Below are 20,539 nucleotides of genomic sequence, written 5' to 3'. Positions count from 1 at the left end.
GTTAGCTAAAAGCAACGGAGGCTGTAATGGCAGGCGACACTAATCAAGAAAAAGACAATGAAAAGCTTAACGATGCGGTAGAGCAAACAGAAACGAAGGATACGGGGACAAAAGAAGAAAAACAGCAGTCGACCGTCTCTTCGACTGTAGCGACTGGTGCTGAAAGTGCAGATGCTGTTGATGAAGCCAATCGTGCGATGGAAGAAAATCCTAGTGGCGCGGGTACGGAAGAAGAAGCAGTGAGCTCGGGTGGCGCAGTTCAAGAAGAGGATACTGAAAGTAGCAGCGACTCTGACGCTGCACAATCCAATGTTGTTGATAGTGTAGCTTCTAGCGGAGAATCAGGTGACGAGGCTCTGGGCAGCGGTGGTTCGGATTCTGGGGCGGGTGCCCAAGCGGTCGGTGGTGGTGATGCCTCTGGCTCTGAAGGTGGTTCGGACGCAGAAGGCAATGAAGCGCAAGGACAAGCGGTACAAACTTCATCTGCGCCAAGTGCTTCTTCAGACTCTGAAGGTTCTCAAGGTGGTGACGAGCTAGATTCAGAAACCACTGAAGAGAGCTTCGCGGTGGATGTACAAGACACCAGTGAAGAAACCACGACGCAAGTAGAAGACGATTTCGACTCCGAAACTACGAGCGAAACGTTCCAGATTAAAGTCGAAGGTGAAAATGACGCGCCAGAAGTAGGGCAAGATCTGGCATACATCATGGATGAAGATGGCACTATTACCTTCACTCAAGAACAACTTCTCGGGTACGCGAGTGATGTTGATGGCGATGATCTTGCCGCATTTAACGTGCAAGTGGGTGCTAATGCATCAGTTGTGGATAATGGTGATGGCACTTATACCGTCACACCTGAAGCTGATTTTAATGGTGAACTCGACTTAACGTTTGATATCAGTGATGGTCAAGAAACCATTTCTAGTTCGATTGATTTAACTGTTCGTCCAATCAATGACGCACCAGTGCCTGAAGATAAAACCTTTGAGATTGAAGAGGATGGTACGCTGATCTTCACCGATGCTGACCTGCTTGCTGGCGCAACGGATATTGAAGGCGATAACCTCACAGTTGAAGGTGTAAGTTACGATGGTGGCGACGGCATCCTGACCGATAACGGTAATGGGACTTACACTTTCGCGCCAAATGAAAACTTCAATGGCGATGTGAACTTCAGCTTTGATGTGTCCGACGGTACAGATACGGTTTCTGCCAACATTGATGTAAGCGTCACGCCTGTCGATGATGCGCCAGTGTCGGGCAATCTTGCGTACTCGGTGGATGAAGATGGTTCGATTCGTTTGAGCCAAGAGCAGTTGTTGTCGCAAGCTTCTGACGTGGAAGGCGATGCACTAACGGCGTCTAACCTTTCGGTAGATGGCAATGCGACGGTGACTCAAAATAACGATGGCAGCTTCACCATCACGCCGGACGCAGATTTCAATGGTGATATCGACATTAGCTTTGATATCTCAGATGGTACGAACACCGTTCAAGCAACCGCTGATCTAACGGTTAATCCAATCAACGATTTGCCTGTTCCTCAAGACCAGCAGTTCAGCGTGGAAGAAGATGGCACGCTGATCTTTACGGACGCAGACCTGCTTACTGGCGCAACGGATATTGAAGGCGATAACCTAACCGTTGAAGGTGTAAGCTACGACGGTGGTGACGGCATCCTGACCGACAACGGCAATGGGACTTACACTTTTGCGCCAAATGAAAACTTCAATGGTGATGTAAACTTCAGCTTTGATGTGTCCGACGGCACAGATACGGTTTCTGCCAACATTGATGTAAGCGTTACGCCTGTCGATGATGCGCCAGTATCAGGCAATCTTGCTTACTCGGTGGATGAAGATGGCTCGATTCGTTTGAGTCAAGAGCAGTTGTTGTCGCAAGCTTCCGATGTGGAAGGCGATGCACTGACGGCGTCTAACCTTTCGGTAGATGGCAACGCGACGGTGACTCAAAACGACGATGGTAGCTTCACCATCACGCCGGACGCAGATTTCAACGGTGATATCGACATCAGCTTCGATATCTCAGATGGCACGAACACCGTTCAAGCAACCGCTGACCTAACCGTTAATCCAATCAACGATCTGCCTGTTCCTCAAGACCAACAATTCAATGTGGAAGAGGACGGCACACTGCAATTTACTGATGCGGATCTTCTTGCTGGCGCGACCGACATTGAAGGCGATGACCTTTCTGTAACGGGAATCAGCTACGAAGGAACCGACGGCGTTCTAACTGACAATGGCGATGGCACGTATAGCTTTGCGCCAAATGAGAACTTCAATGGCGATGTGAACTTCAGTTTCGACGTATCTGATGGCACAGATACGGTTTCAGCGAATGTAGATGTGAGCGTCACGCCGGTGAATGATCCTCCTGTGGCTGGTTCAACGTCTTACACAGTTCACGAAGACAACTCTATTACCATTTCTGACGCGCAGCTGTTGGCAAACTCTTCGGATTTAGAAGGGGATGTCTCGATAGATAGCGTGAGCTACTCTGGCAGCGATGGTGTGTTGCAAATCAATGGTGACGGTACGTACAACTTCTCTCCAAATGAAAACTTTAATGGTGAAGTGACGCTTGATGTTGTCGTCGCTGATGAAGAAGGCGCAACGGATGTCACCACTGCTGGTATTACAGTACTAGAAGTGAACGATCCACCAGTCGCAGGACCAACTTCTTACACCATTGATGAAGATTCTGTTCTGACCTTTAGTGAGTCGCAAGTGCTGCTGAATGCCTCTGATGTGGAAGGCGACGTAGAGCTTGTTGGTATTAGATACGATGGTCCGGATGGCATTTTCACCGTTAACGATGATGGCACATGCAGTTTCGCGCCAAACGAGAACTTTAACGGACAAGTTCAACTTGATGTGACCATTCGAGATGAAGATGGAGCAGAAGTTGATACCGTCATTAATGTGAATGTATTGCCAATCAATGATGCGCCAGTATCGGGTGATTTGGCTTACAGCGTTGATGAAGACGGTGCGATTACACTCAGCCAAGAACAGCTTCTTTCTCAAGCGTCTGATATTGAGGGAGATGGTCTGACTGCTAGCGATTTGACTGTAGATGGAAACGCAACCGTCACAGCGAACGACGATGGCAGCTTCACGATTACGCCAGATGCGGACTTTAATGGTGACATTGATATCCAATTCAACATTACGGACGGCACAGACACTATCCAAGCAACGGCGGATCTAACGGTTAATCCAGTTAACGATCTTCCTGTTCCTCAAGACCAGCAGTTCAGTGTTGAAGAAGATGGCACGCTTCAGTTTACCGATGCAGACTTGCTTGCTGGCGCGACCGATATCGATGGCGATAACTTAACGGTTGATGGCATTAGCTACACAGGCAGCGATGGTGTGCTGACTGACCACGGTGATGGTACTTACACCTTTGCACCAAATGAAAACTTCAACGGAGACGTCAGCTTTAGTTTTGGTGTTTCTGACGGTACTGAAACCGTACCAGCAAATGTGGACGTGAGCGTCACTCCAGTGAACGATCCTCCGGTTGCGGGTTCTACGTCTTACACGGTTGATGAAGACAACGCGATTACCATTTCCGACGAGCAGCTTCTGGCTAACTCTTCGGATGTGGAAGGCGCAGTGTCCATCGATAGCGTGACCTATTCAGGCACCGATGGCGTATTCCAAGACAACGGTGACGGCACTTACACCTTCATGCCGAATGAGAACTTCAGCGGTGATATCAGCCTTGATGTGATTGTGGCGGATGAGCAAGGTGCGATTGACGAAACGACTGCAGGCATTACCGTCATTGAAGTGAATGACCTTCCAGTTGCCGGTCCAACGTCTTACACGATTGACGAAGATTCAGTACTGACATTCAGTGAGTCACAAATTCTTGCTAACGCATCTGATATCGAGGGCGATGTAGAGCTTGTTGGCATCAGCTATGAAGGCTCGGATGGTATCTTTACCGTCAATGGCGATGGTACTTGTAGCTTTGCACCAAACGAGAACTTCAATGGTCAAGTTCAGTTGGATGTGACCATTCAAGATGAGAATGGGGCAACCGTTGATACGCACATCAATGTCGATGTATTGCCAATCAACGATCCACCAGTATCGGGTGATTTGGCTTACACCATCAACGAAGACAGCTCAATTACGCTAAGCCAAGAGCAGTTGCTTGCCAAAGCGGGCGATATTGATAGCGAGAACCTTGAAGCCATCAATCTATCGACAGATGACAACGCGACAATTCAATACAACGATGATGGCAGTTACACCATCACACCGGATGAAAACTACAACGGCGACCTAGATCTGACCTTCGATATCATTGATAACGATGGCGGCTCGGTACAAGTTGGTCTGGATATTACGGTTAATCCTGTGAATGACTTGCCACAAGCGCAAGATCAACAGTTCACGGTAGAAGAAGATGGCACCCTGCTGTTCACGGATGAAGACCTATTGGAAGGTGCATCAGATATTGATGGCGATGATCTGTCTATCGAAAACGTTCTCTACACAGGTGCAGATGGTGTTCTTACCGACAATGGCGATGGCACTTACAGCTTCGCGCCGAATGAGAACTTCAACGGTGATGTTCAGTTCACATTCGATGTGTCTGACGGCACAGGTTCAACACCAGCATTCATTGATGTCAGCGTGACACCAGTGAACGATCCGCCGGTTGCAGGTTCTACGTCTTACACGGTTCAAGAAGACGGTCAAATCACCATTAGTGACGAGCAGTTGTTAGCCAACTCTTCTGATGTGGAAGGCGACGTAGCCTTGGCGAATGTTAGCTACTCTGGTAACGACGGTAGCTTCGTGGACAATGGCGACGGCACATATACCTTTACGCCAAATGAGAACTTTGACGGTAACATTTCGCTCGACGTTACGGTCATCGACCAAGATGGTGCAACAGATACGACAACCGCAGGCATCGATGTTATCGCGGTGAACGACGCACCTGAAACATCAGGCATTCAAGCTGAAGTGGATGAAGATAACGCCATCACCATCACGCAAGAACAGTTGCTTGCGAATGCGACAGACATTGAAGGTGATGACCTTGTTGCCAGCAATCTACAAACCAATGACCCGGATGCGACGATCGTAGCCAACGATGATGGTTCTTTCACCATTACGCATACGGAAAACTTTAACGGTGAGTTGGACTTCACTTACAACATCAGCGATGGCGAAAATGATGTTCTGACCACGTTGGATCTGACCGTTAATCCTGTCAACGATGCGCCAGAAGCGGGCGACGAGATCTTTATTCAAGCGGAAGAAGACCAAACAGTGGGTGTTTCTCTGCGTGAAGAGCCTGCGTTACGTCTCGACCAAGCCCCTGAAAACGGCATCATTGAAGCGAATCTAAATGACGAATGGGTACAGCTAGAAGTCGGGCAGGAGGTTCCTGCAGATACGGAAGTGCGCTTCATTCCAAATGATGATGCATTGGCAAACGGCACGCATACAAGTCAAATTGGTACCTTTGATGACAATGCGAGCCTTGATGATTGGGGTACAGCTGTTGACCCTTACACACGTGAGTTTGTCGATGGCGATTTGAAAGTTACTGTTCAAAGTAATGATGATCCACTCGGTGCGTGGAATGGTAAAACACACATTGGGCATGGTATTGGCGATACTGACCGCCAAGGCTTGAGCGGTGATGAAAAACTCACTGTGACCGTTGAAGGTCAAGACATCAACGAAATCAGCTTCCACCTAGATGGTCTAGGCGGCTGGTTTATGGAAGAGTCTCGCCACTTTACCGAAGTCGAAATTCGCGCATTCAACTCCGATGGTGACTTGATCGACTCGATGACTTACCACAAAGAAGATCGTGGTAGCTATGAGACGGATTACACCCTAACGGTGAACGAGCCTGTATCTTACTTTGAGCTAGGAACGATTCAAGGTAACGGTACTTACGTGGTTCAAAACATGACGGTTTCGCAAACTTGTCATGATGAAGCGGTGTTCACATCTATTGGCGTGGACGGCACGGAAATCACGGAAACGGTAGAACTGAATATCCGAGAAGGTGACAGTGAAATCGAACTGACCGCTGACCTGCCAAATGTGACCATCGATACCGAAGGTTCTACGCAGTTTGCCTCTGTGGTAATCACAGAAGAGCAGCTTCTCGCACAAGCGAGTGATATCGATAGTGACGTTCTTGATATTCAAAACCTTGAGCTGGTGGGGGATAACGCGGAGCACGCTACGTTAACCGACAACGGCGATGGTACGTGGACAGTCACACCAGATGAGAACTTCTACGGTGAGATTGAGCTTGGTTACCAAGTTACGGATGGTGAACTCACTGACGACAACATCATCAACATCAACTTCGAAGCAGTAAACGATGCGCCAATCGTTTCTGGTCCGATTGTATTGTCGACTGATGAGGATGTGGGCATTACGTTTAGCGCGGACGACCTGCTTGCCAATGCAAGTGACGTGGAAGGCGATGCGCTGTCTATCTCTGATATCTCTTACAGCGGTGATAACGGTGAGCTTGTCGACAATGGCGACGGTACTTACACCTTTATGCCGAATGAAAACTTCAATGGTGAAGTCGACATCGATTACAAAGTCTTCGATGGCACCGATGAAGTCGATACCCATCTAGATCTGACCGTTATTCCGGTCAACGATGTGCCAGTCCCTGGTGCACCGCTGCATACTCAAATGCTAGAAAACGGCACCATCATCATCGAAGCAAAAGACCTGTTATCAGGTGCGACCGATGTGGATGGCGACATTCTGCATATCGAGAATCTGCTGCTTGTTGACCAGTCACAGGGTACGTTGACAGACAACGGCGACAACACCTTTACCTTCGAACCAACTTCGAACTTCTACGGTGAAGTGAATCTGACCTTCGACATCAGCGACGGTCAAGCAAGTGCACCAAGCACAGCGAAGATCGATGTTGAGATCGTCAACGAAGGTCCAGAGGTTAGCGGTCCAGTTGATGCGGTCGTCGATGAAGATGGCTCAATTACCATCACTCAAGAAGACTTGTTAGCGAACGCGACCGACGTGGATGGTGACAACCTTGAAGCGGTGAACCTGTCGACCAACGATCCTAATGCAACCATCGTTGAGAACGCTGATGGTAGCTTCACGATTACACCGAGCGAAAACTTCTTTGGCGAAATCGAATTTACTTATGACGTCACTGACGCGATTGAAACCGTCGCCGCGGATCTAAACCTCACCGTTAACCCAGTGAACGACCTACCAGATGTGCCTGATTTGTCCTTCACCACAGAAGACGGCGAAGCTATCACGATTACTGAAGCAGAGCTGCTGGCTCAAGCAACGGACATCGAAGGTGATGACTTATCTGTTGTGAACGTGACGAGCTTAAGCGATACGGTTCAAGTAACAGACAATGGCGATGGCACTTACACGTTAACGCCAGAGCAAGGCTTCTTTGGTAATGTTGACCTCACGTTTGATGTGAGCGATGGCACCGATGTGGTGGCGGCAAACATCGACTTGAAAGTTGAGTTCGTCAACGACGCACCAGAAGCAGCGCCAATCGTGGCAGACGTGGACGAGGATGGCTCTATCCTCGTGACACAAGAAATGCTGCTTGAAAACGCCAGCGATCAAGATGGTGATGACCTATACGCAACGGCACTAGAAACCAACGATCCGAATGCCTCTATCGTGGATAACGGCGACGGCACCTTTACCGTTACGCCTTCACAGCACTTCAATGGAGACATCGAGTTTACTTATGAAGTGAGCGACGGTGAATTGAGTGTTGCCAATGAGATGACATTGACGGTGAACCCAGTCAATGACATTCCAATTGTTGCGCCTGGCATGTACCACATTGAAGAGGATGGCAGCATCCTGTTCACGCAAGAAGATCTTCTAAGTGGCGCGATTGATATTGATGGTGATGACCTCACTGTTACCAGCATTAACTACTCGGGTGATGAAGGTACTGTAACGGACAACGGTGACGGTACATTTAGCTTCGTACCAGAAGAGCACTTCAGTGGTGACTTGCAGTTCAGCTTTACGGTTTCTGACGGTACTGATGAAGTTGAGCAAGACATTAATGTTCATATCGAAGCCGTGGCAGATGCGCCAGACCTAGTCATCACTGATGGCGATGGTCGAAACGTGGATGATCAAGCAATCTTGGTCGAGCCAGGCGGTATTGTTGAAGTGAACATCGCCGCAGCATTGGTTGACCAAGACTTGTCAGAAACGCTGACTGTGACCGTTGATGGCGTTCCAGAAGGTTCGGTGATCAGCTACGACAACGAAGGGGTACTTAACGATCAAGACAACGGTATCACCAGTTTTAACGATACTGAAATCACGGTTACCTTTGAAGGTGAAACCGCGGGTTACCAAAACGCAGCTGGCTATTACAAAGTTGATGAAGACGGCAATATCACGGGCGTTGAAGTGGTGTACGAAAACGCCTCTCAAGTTGGCGGAGGCGGTGACCTCATTCCGGGACAAGATCAGTTCAGCTTCCAAATCTCGGAAGGGGAAAGCTTCAACCTATTCTTGATTCCTAACGGTCATAACTTCAATGACTTTGCGTCCATGCAAGATGGTCAGTATGAGTTCCGTGCGGCAGATGGCTCTCCTGCGAACATGGATACGGTCGACCCACAACTCGTGTTTGTGGGTGCTGATGGTTCTGAAACCGTGATTCAAAGCCAATTTGGTGATGCAGTCTTCCATGGCGGCACAAGCTCAGAGCTCAACCAAGATGGCATTGAACATACTCGAACTACTGTGAACGAAGACGGTGAACTGGTTTACGGCTTTGAAGATCTCTACGGTGGCGGCGATGCCGATTATAGTGACTTCAACTTCACCATTGATGTAGGTGAAGTGAACAGCCAGATCTACAGCGGTGAAGTAACAGTCGGTCCAGATGGTTCTGTAACGCTTCCAACCACAGCAATTGAACAAGAGCTACAGATTCAATTGCCAGAAGACTTTAACCAACAGCTAGAAATCAATGTAACGGCAACGGCGACAGAGCTATCAAATAATGATTCTGAAACCGTTTCTCAAACCATCTACGTCAATGCAACGGGTGCTCACATTGAACATACGCCTGAAGCATTGCCTGTTTCTGCTGTGGTTGAAGAAGATGGTTCAATCCTAATCACGCAAGAAGATTTGCTCGCTAATGCGCGTGACTTGGATGGAGACCAACTGACAGCACTGAACTTGGCAACGGATGATGAAAACATCACCATCACAGACAATGGTGACGGTACTTACACCTTAACACCAGATGCGGACTTTAATGGTGATATCACCTTTACGTTCGATGTGTCTGACGGCGATGATGTTGTCTCAACCAACCTTGAGTTATTGGTGTCACCAGTTAACGATGCGCCTGAACCACAAGATCAAGCGTTCACCATTGGTGAAGATGGTGTGCTGACCTTTACTGATGCGGATCTCCTAACAGGCGCTACCGATATTGAAGGGGATGACTTATCTGTTGAGGGCGTCACTTACACAGGCGCAGACGGTGTTCTTACTGACAATGGTGATGGTACCTACAGCTTCGCACCAAACGAGAACTTCAATGGCGACGTGAATTTCACTTTCGATGTTTCCGATGGCACGGATACCGTGACGGCAAATATCGATGTAACAGTGACGCCAGAGAACGATCCACCGGTTGCAGGCAGCACGGCTTACACCGTTCATGAAGACAATTCGATTACCATTAGTAACGAACAGCTGTTGGCTAACTCGTCTGATATAGAAGGCGAAGTGGCGATTGATAGCGTGAGCTACAGCGGTAACGATGGCGTGCTGGAAATCAACGGTGATGGTACGTACACCTTCTCACCAAACGAAAATTTCAGCGGCGAGGTGAGCCTAGATGTTGTCGTTGTCGATGAAGATGGTGCAACGGACTCGACCACTGCAGGCATTACTGTGATTGAGGTAAATGACCCACCAATCGCAGGTCCTACCGCATACACTATCGATGAAGACCAAGTTCTAACCTTCAGTGAATCGCAAGTGCTACTGAATGCTTCGGATGTTGAAGGGGATGTTGAGCTAGTAGGCATCAGCTACGACGGTCCAGATGGTATCTTCTCAGTAAACGGTGATGGCACTTGTAGCTTTGCACCGAATGAAAACTTCAACGGTCAAGTGCAGTTGGATGTGACCATTCGCGATGAAGACGGCGCAGAGGTTGATACTTACATCACAGTCGATGTCTTACCAATCAATGACGCACCAGTATCGGGTAACTTGGCGTACAGTGTTGACGAAGACAACTCAATCACACTGAGCCAAGAGCAGCTTCTTGCTCAAGCATCGGATGTAGAAGGCGACGCGCTAACCGCATCTAATCTAGTGGTTGACGGTGATGCAACGGTTACGGCAAACGACGATGGTAGCTTCACTATCACGCCAGATGCGAACTTTAATGGCGACATTGATATCACGTTCGATATCAACGACGGCAGCGACACTATTGTTGCAACGGCGGACCTAACCGTTAACCCAGTTAATGATTTGCCGCAGCCACAAGATCAAGCGTTCACCATTGGTGAAGATGGTGTGTTGACCTTCACTGATCAAGACCTGCTGGATGGCGCAACGGACATCGATGGTGATGATCTATCGGTAGAGGGCGTCACTTACACAGGCGCAGATGGTGTCCTAACTGACAATGGAGATGGTACCTATAGCTTCGCACCGAATGAGAACTTCAATGGCGACGTGAACTTTACCTTCGATGTTTCCGATGGCACGGACACCGTGACCGCGAATATCGATGTGAGTGTGACGCCAGAGAACGATCCACCAGTGGCAGGCAGCACGTCTTACACGGTGCATGAAGATAACTCGATCACCATCAGTGATGAACAGCTACTAGCGAACTCATCGGATATTGAAGGTGATGTATCGATTGATAGCGTTAGCTACAGCGGCACAGATGGTGTGTTCCAAGACAATGGTGACGGTACGTACACCTTCTCGCCAAACGAGAACTTCAATGGTGAAGTGAGTCTAGATGTTGTCGTGGTCGATGAAGACGGTGCGACGGATTCAACTACCGCAGGTATTACAGTACTTGAGGTGAACGATCCACCAATCGCAGGCGCGACCAGCTACTCAGTGAACGAAGACGAAGTCATCATTATTAGCTCTGAGCAGTTATTGGCGAACGCTTCTGACGTTGAAGGTGAAGTTGCGATTGATAGCGTCAGCTACAGCGGTTCCGACGGTATCTTTACTGACAACGGTGACGGCACATTCAGCTTCGCACCAAACGCCAACTTTGATGGCGATGTGAGCCTAGATGTTGTGGTTGTTGATGAAGACGGTGCAACTGCGGCAACTAACGCAAACATCGATGTATTGCCAATCAACGATGCGCCAGTATCGGGCAACTTGGCTTACAGTGTCGATGAAGACAATTCAATTACGCTTAGCCAAGAGCAGCTTCTTGCTCAAGCATCGGATGTAGAAGGGGACGCGCTAACCGCGACTAACTTAGTGGTTGACGGTGATGCAACGGTTACTGCAAACGATGATGGCAGCTTTACCATTACGCCTGATGCGAACTTCAATGGTGACATTGATATCACGTTTGATATCAGTGATGGTTCTAACACCTTGGTCGCGACGGCAGATCTAACGGTTAATCCAGTTAACGACCTACCACAGCCAGAAGATCAAGCGTTCACTATTGGTGAAGATGGTGTGTTGACCTTCACTGACCAAGATCTGCTTGATGGCGCAACGGATATTGATGGCGATGACCTATCGGTAGAAGGTGTCACTTACACTGGCGCTGATGGTGTCCTAACCGATAACGGTGATGGGACCTACAGCTTTGCGCCAAACGAGAACTTCAATGGCGACGTGAACTTTACCTTCGATGTTTCCGATGGTACGGACACCGTGACCGCGAATATCGATGTGAGTGTGACGCCAGAGAACGATCCACCGGTTGCGGGCAGCACCTCTTACACGGTGCATGAAGACAATTCGATCACCATCAGTAACGAGCAGTTATTGGCTAACTCATCTGACGTCGAAGGTGAAGTAGCAATCGACAGCGTGAGCTACAGCGGCGCAGATGGCGTGTTCCAAGACAATGGTGACGGCACTTACACCTTCTCGCCAAACGAGAACTTCAATGGTGAAGTGAGCCTTGACGTTGTGGTTGTCGATGAAGACGGTGCGACGGATTCAACCACCGCAGGTATTACGGTACTTGAGGTGAACGATCCGCCAATTGCCGGCGCGACCAGCTACTCAGTGAACGAAGACGAAGTGATCACCATCAGCTCTGAGCAGCTATTGGCGAGTGCTTCTGATGTTGAAGGCGAAGTCGCGATTGATAGCGTCAGCTACAGCGGCTCTGACGGTATCTTTACTGACAACGGCGATGGCACATTCAGCTTCGCGCCAAACGAAAACTTCAACGGTGATGTCAGCCTAGATGTGGTCGTGACCGATGAAGACGGTGCAACGGTAGCAACCAATGCAAATATTGATGTATTGCCAATCAACGATGCTCCAGTATCAGGTGATTTGGCTTACAGCGTGGATGAAGATGGCTCTATCACGCTAAACCAAGAACAGCTTCTTGCACAAGCAGGCGACGTAGATGGCGATGACCTAACCGCGGCGAACCTCACTGTTGACGGCAATGCGACCGTTGTTGCGAATGACGATGGCAGCTTCACTATCACACCAGATGCGGACTTCAATGGCGACATTGATCTGAGCTTCGACATTACGGACGGCGATGCGACCATTCAAGCCACTGCCGATCTGACTGTGAACCCAGTGAACGACCTACCAACGGTTGGTCAACCACAGTTTGTTACGCAAGAAGACACCAGTTTCACCTTCACCGAAGAGCAACTGCTGCAAAATGCAGGTGATATCGATGGTGATAACCTAACGGTTGAGAACGTTGCTTCTGACAGTGGTACGTTAGTCGACAACGGTGACGGCACTTACACCTTCGCACCAAACGAAAACTTCGATGGCAACGTGAACGTGACGTTTGATGTCAACGATGGCACTGCAACGGTTCCTGCTGAAGCGAACATTGATGTTCAATCTGTGGTTGATATGCCAGAGTTGTCGATTGCTTCGGACTTGGTGATTGCGTCTGATAACTTCGAGTCTGGCTCGAACGGTTGGAACGCGAACACTGAAAGCTCTCAAGGCTTCGAAACGGGCGACATGCTGGGTCGTATTGGTGGCACTGGCGGTGATGAAGCGGTCAGCAAAACCTACGAGATCCCAAGTGATGTTAATGAAGTGAATATATCGTTTAGCTTCTACGAAATCGATTCTTGGGATGGCGAGTCGTTCCAAATCTTTGTGGGTGGCGAACAGCTAACCACCTTGGAGAACTCCGCGTTCCGTACTCAAGATGGTACGACAACGCTATACGATTCTGACGGTAACGAAGTGGGTGAAGTGATCCACGGAGCCTCTCAACGTGAAGGCTTCAGTGGTTGGAATGACCAAGCTCACCAAATCAACCTGACGGTTCCTGTCGAGGATGGCGAACTGCAACTCGGCTTCGGTTCAACCTTGAATCAAGACGTTTGGGATGAATCGTTTGGTATCGACAACATCGAAATCACGGTAGCGGATGCGGATTACCAAATTATTGGTACCGAAGATACACCAGTGCCGCTTGATATCGATGCAGCGTTAAGCGATACCGATGGTTCAGAAAACCTCTCAATCTTGATTGAAGATGTGCCAGAAGGCAGCGCACTATCAGCGGGTGTCGATAATGGTGACGGCACTTGGTCACTACAACCAGGCGAGCTAGAAGGACTAGAGTTTATCCCTTCTGCGGACTTCAACGGCGATGTGACGCTAACCGTAAATGCAACCTCTACGGATGTGGATACAGGTACAACGGCGACAGCGACGCAAGATGTGACGATTCATATCTCGCCAACCAATGATGCACCAGAAGTAACGGGTGACATCACTGCAGTCACTGCCGAAGACAACAGCATTACGCTAACTCAAGAGCAGTTACTGGAGCACGCTGTTGATATCGATGGCGATGACTTAAGTGCAATCAACCTGAGCACCAATGATGAAAATGCAACGGTTGAAATGAACGAGGATGGCAGCTTCACCATTACTCCAAGCGAGAACTTCTACGGCGACATTGAGTTTAGTTACGATGTCACGGATGGCGAAGAAGTGGTTGCTGCTGGTCTTGACCTAACCGTTACACCAGTCAATGACGCTCCAGAGCCACAAGATCAAGCGTTCACCGTGGGTGAGGACGGTCTTCTTACCTTTACAGATGCAGACCTATTAACAGGCGCGACGGATGTAGAAGGTGACAACCTAACAGTTGAAGGCGTGACTTACACTGGCGCGGACGGTGTCCTAACCGACAATGGTGATGGCACGTACAGCTTCGCGCCAAACGAAAACTTCAATGGCGACGTGAACTTCACCTTTGATGTTTCTGATGGCACGGATACCGTGACCGCAAATATCGATGTAAGCGTGACGCCAGAGAACGATCCACCGGTGGCAGGCAGCACGTCTTACACTGTGCATGAAGACAACTCGATCACCATCAGTGATGAGCAACTACTGGCTAATTCGTCTGATATCGAGGGTGATGTTGCGATCAGTAGCGTGAGTTACAGCGGTAACGACGGTGTGCTAGAAATTAATGGCGATGGTACTTACACCTTCTCACCAAACGAAAACTTTACAGGCGATGTTAGCCTAGATGTTGTCGTGGTTGACGAGGACGGCGCGGTTGATACAACAACAGCGGGTATTATCGTTCTTGAGGTGAACGATCCACCAATCGCAGGTACAACCAGTTACACCATTGATGAAGATGAAGTCATCACCATCAGTGCAGAACAGTTGTTGGCAAACTCTTCCGATATTGAAGGTGAGGTAGCACTAGATAGCGTGAGCTACAGTGGCAGCGAAGGTATCTTTACCGACAATGGTGATGGTACGTTCAGCTTTGCACCAAACCAAAACTTCAATGGTGAAGTGAACCTTGATGTTGTAGTCGTGGACGAAGATGGTGCGACCGCTTCGACGACGGCAAACATTGATGTTCTGCCAATCAATGATGCCCCAGTATCGGGTGACTTGGCTTACAGTGTCGACGAAGACAACTCAATCACGCTAAGCCAAGAGCAGCTTCTCGCTCAAGCAACGGATGTAGAAGGTGATGCACTAACCGCTTCCAACCTAGTGGTTGACGGTGATGCGACGGTTACGGCTAATGACGATGGTAGCTTTACCATTACGCCCGACGCGAACTTCAATGGCGACATTGATATCACGTTTGATATCAGTGATGGTTCTGACACCTTGGTCGCGACGGCAGATCTAACGGTTAATCCAGTTAACGACCTACCACAGCCAGAAGATCAAGCGTTCACCATTGGTGAAGATGGCGTGTTGACCTTTACTGATCAAGACCTGTTGGATGGTGCAACCGATATCGATGGCGATGACCTATCGGTAGAAGGTGTCACATACACTGGCGCGGACGGTGTTCTTACTGACAATGGCGATGGCACATACAGCTTCGCACCGAACGAAAACTTCAATGGCGACGTAAACTTTACCTTCGATGTTTCCGATGGCACGGACACCGTGACCGCGAATATCGATGTGAGTGTGACGCCAGAGAATGATCCACCAGTGGCAGGCAGCACGTCTTACACAGTGCATGAAGATAACTCGATCACCATCAGTGATGAACAGCTACTAGCGAACTCATCGGATATTGAAGGTGATGTATCGATTGATAGCGTGAGCTATAGCGGTAACGATGGTGTGCTGGAAATCAACGGTGATGGCACGTACACCTTCTCGCCAAACGAGAACTTCAATGGCGAAGTGAGCCTAGATGTTGTTGTAATCGACGAAGATGGCGCGACGGATTCAACTACCGCAGGTATCACGGTACTTGAGGTGAACGATCCGCCAATCGCAGGCACAACCAGTTACACCATTGATGAAGATGAAGTCATCACCATCAGTGCAGAACAGTTGTTGGCAAACTCTTCCGATATTGAAGGTGAGGTAGCACTAGATAGCGTGAGCTACAGTGGCAGCGAAGGTATCTTTACCGACAATGGTGATGGTACGTTCAGCTTTGCACCAAACCAAAACTTCAATGGTGAAGTGAACCTTGATGTTGTAGTCGTGGACGAAGATGGTGCGACCGCTTCGACGACGGCAAACATTGATGTTCTGCCAATCAATGATGCTCCAGTATCGGGTGACTTGGCTTACAGTGTCGACGAAGACAACTCAATCACGCTAAGCCAAGAACAATTGTTGGCACAAGCAACGGATGTAGAAGGTGATGCACTAACCGCTTCTAACCTAGTGGTTGACGGTGATGCGACGGTTACGGCTAATGACGATGGTAGCTTTACCATTACGCCTGACGCGAACTTTAATGGCGACATTGATATCACGTTCGATATCAACGATGGCAGCGATACTATCGTTGCAACGGCGGACCTAACGGTTAACCCAGTTAATGACTTGCCGCAGCCAGAAGATCAAGCGTTCACTATTGGTGAAGATGGTGTGTTGACCTTCACTGACCAAGATCTGCTTGATGGCGCAACGGATATTGATGGTGATGACCTATCGGTAGAAGGTGTCAATTACACTGGTGCCGATGGTGTCCTAACCGATAACGGTGATGGTACCTACAGCTTTGCTCCAAACGAGAACTTCAATGGTGATGTGAACTTTACCTTCGATGTTTCTGATGGCACGGATACCGTGACCGCAAATATCGACGTAAGCGTGACGCCAGAGAACGATCCTCCGGTTGCGGGCAGCACGTCTTACACAGTACATGAAGACAACTCGATCACCATCAGTGACGAGCAACTACTGGCTAATTCGTCGGATATTGAAGGCGACGTAGACATCAGTAGTGTGACTTACAGTGGCAACGATGGCGTCTTCCAAGACAATGGCGATGGTACGTACACCTTCTCTCCAAACGAGAACTTCAATGGCGAGGTCAGCCTAGACGTTGTGGTTGTCGATGAAGAGGGTGCGACAGACTCAACCACTGCGGGTATCACAGTACTTGAGGTGAACGATCCACCAATCGCAGGTGCGACAAGTTACTCTGTCAATGAAGACGAAGTCATTATCTTCACGGAAGAGCAACTGCTAGCGCAATCAAGCGATGTGGAAGGTGACGTGAGCCTAGAAAGCGTCTCTTACAGTGGTAGCGACGGCATTCTAACGGCGAATGACGATGGCACTTACAGCTTCGCACCAAATGAAAACTTCAACGGTGGCGTAAGTCTCGATGTGGTAGTCGCTGATGAAGACGGTGCAACTGCGACAACCAACGCGAACATTGATGTCTTGCCAGTCAACGATGCTCCGGTATCTGGCGACTTGGCTTACAGCGTCGATGAAGACGGTTCAATCACATTGAGTCAAGAGCAGTTACTGGCTCAAGCGGGTGACGTAGACAGCGATAATCTAGAAGCAGTGAACTTAACCGCGGTAGCCAATGCAACCGTTGTTGAGAACCAAGATGGTAGCTTTACGATTACGCCTGATGCGAACTTCAATGGCGATATCGACCTAAGCTTCGACTTGATTGATAACGATGGTGCGAGCGTGGAAGTGGGCGTTGACCTAACGGTGAACCCAATTAACGATGCGCCGCAATCAACGCCAGTGAATATTGCTGGCACCGAAGATACCACCATTCTTATCACGCAGGATATGTTGCTTGCTAACGCGACAGACATCGACAACACCTACGATGAACTGTCTGCTGTCGACCTAGTGATTGATGAGCAATACGGTGACTTGCTAGACAACGGTGATGGTACTTGGTCATTCACTCCGGCTGAAAACTTCAATGGTGATGTGCCAATGTCGTTTGGCGTCAGCGATGGTGATTTAGTTACGCCGGTTGAAGGCAATCTAAACATCGAAGCGGTTAACGATGCACCAGAAGCGCCAACCATCCAGATGCAAGGCGAAGAAGATGTGGTCATGGTGATTGACCCTGCTTACATCGCTGATCAAGTTACGGATCTTGATGGTGACGAAATCAGCGTAGAAAGCATCACGGTTCGTGCTCCTGCAAACGCGACATTAACCCAGCAACCAGATGGTATGTACCACTTGGTGACCACTCAAGACTTCAATGGTTTGGTGGAACTGGGCTACACCGCGACGGATGGTGAAGAAGTGGTTGAAGGTTCGTTGAATGTGGATGTTATTCCAGTCAACGATGCTCCATTCAATGTGGGTAATGCCTTTATGGCAACCGACGAGGATGGCGCATTCACCTTCGACGCGGGCGACCTGATGAACTTGTTCGGCGATATCGACACTGAAAACCTAGTCGTATCACGCATTATCACCGCAGAAGGTGAAGATGGTGGTGAGGTAACAGACAACGGTGACGGTACTTGGACATTCACACCGACTGGCGATTTTGCAGGGGTTTCTGACTTGCAAGTTGTGGTAAGTGACGGTGAGTTTGAGACGGTACTTGACGTACCAGTGTTTGTTCGCCCTGTTGCCGATGGCGCAGTCATCACAACCGACCATGATGGTCCGTTAGTCTTCGGTGAGGACGAAACGGGTCACCTAGGCTTGAATGTCGGTCTAATCGACGATTCAGAAACGTTAAGTAACCTAGTGATGACTGGTTTCCCTGTTGGCTTCGAAGTTACGGATGGTGTGAACACCGTTACCATCACGGAACCGGGTCAATACATCGACTTGAACGAGTGGGATATCTCAGACCTGCAAATGACGCCTCCGGCTGACTTTTATGGCGAGTTCTTCGTAACCGTGACCGCAACAACGGTGGATTATGGCGACGAGCCAGAAGAGTTCGAAGATGGCATCGATTCAGGTGACTTCGAAACCCTAGCGGGTGAGCCAGTTATACTAACCGCAGATGACCTAATCGGATTGGCAGAGAATGTGGACGCTGACGCGGGTGATGAAGTGAAGTTCGTTCACCTAGCTGATCGCAGCCAAGGTGAGATTGTCGATAACGGTGATGGCACATGGACATTCAATCCAGCACCAGGCTTTACGGGTGAAGCGGATATCGCTTACGTGATTGATAAAGACGGTGTGCTTCATGATGAGCAAACAGGCGTGGTCGTGAAAGAAGACGCGCCACAAGAGAATGCTTCTCCTGAAATCGACAGCATTTCTACCACAGAAATGGCAGCGGATGGCACCTTGTCGTTCACCAATGATGACATGCTATCGACCTTGAGCGATGCAGAAGGCGACAGCTTGAGCATTGAGTCAGTGAGCCTAATGGAAGGTCAAGGTGTGATAGAGACCGATAACCAAGGTAACTACCAATTCACACCAGCAGAAGGCTACACCGGAGATGTTCAAGTTGGCTTCATTGCAACTGACGGTGAAAACCGCATTGAGAGCTTCTTCAATGTCGACATCCAAGGTGAAGGTGAAACCACAACCAGTGAAGGCTACGCACTGGCTGATGATGGTTCACTAACACTAACGGAAGCGCAGTTGATTGATGAGCTTGGCATTAGCCCTTCTGCAGAAGTGTTGGATGTCGCCGATGCAAACGATGCAGGTTTCTTCGCGAAATCAGGTGATGAAGAGTGGACATACTGGCCAAACGATGACTTCGATGGCAATTTGGCTATGGATGTTCAGGTCAACGACAACGGTGAAGTATCGACTCAGAATCTGAGCATCCAAGTTGCGGACGATTCAGCGCAAAGTGACGAGCCACAAATTCAAACTGCTCAAGCATCATCAGAGCAGCAAGTTGGCGAAGCGCAACAGCCTGAAGAGCAAGCAGCAAACGGTGCAGACAGTGAAGAGGAGAGCGCAGCTGATGTGACTGCAGCACCAGGCGATACCATTTCTATCTCGGTTCCAGATGAGGTCAGTGGTAACGAATCGGTGGATTATGCAGAAATGTCCGGTCTACCTGATGGTGCATCAGTAAGCAACGCACTGGATAATGGCGATGGCAGCTTCACATTAAGTGGCAACCTGAACCAACCAGTATCGGTTGACTTACCAGAAGGTTACGAAGGTACGAGCGAAATCCAATTCCAAGGTTACGACGAATTGGGCAGCGCAGTAGAAGGTGCGAGTGGCACAGTTGAAGTTGAAGTCGATGATCAATACACCATGCAAGGTTCTGCTCAAGATCAGCAACCAGACATGGCGGGTATGGAATCTGGCGGCAGCGACTGGACAAGTGCAGGAGGTCAAGATCAAGGTGTTGACTTCACGGATGACTCTGGCAGCTTCGACTCGGATACTCAAACGGGTACTGACCAAGGCAACGATTTCGATCAAAGCTCAATGTAACCAGTCCTAGACGAGGGCAGTGTCATTGCTGTCCAAACCAAAGCCATGCAGAGTCTACTTTGCATGGCTTTTTTGTTGGTCTTCTTTCTATGAGCTGTAGAAAAAAACTTGGA

General features: G+C 49.1%; 1 protein-coding gene. It reads left to right on the top strand.

Annotation, left to right across the window (positions count from 1 at the left end):
* Positions 1-26: 26 nt before the first annotated feature.
* Positions 27-20,426: a tandem-95 repeat protein gene (locus tag MTF70_RS03580; protein WP_213986605.1), complete on the top strand. Its 20,400-nt coding sequence runs from the start codon at positions 27-29 to the stop codon at positions 20,424-20,426.
* Positions 20,427-20,539 lie beyond the last annotated feature (113 nt).

The sequence above is a fragment of the Vibrio sp. 2CM40D genome, from assembly GCF_023161825.1.
GTDB lineage: Bacteria > Pseudomonadota > Gammaproteobacteria > Enterobacterales > Vibrionaceae > Vibrio > Vibrio alginolyticus.
Note: the sequence above shows the minus strand (reverse complement) of the source record. Positions and strands in the feature narration are given on the sequence as shown.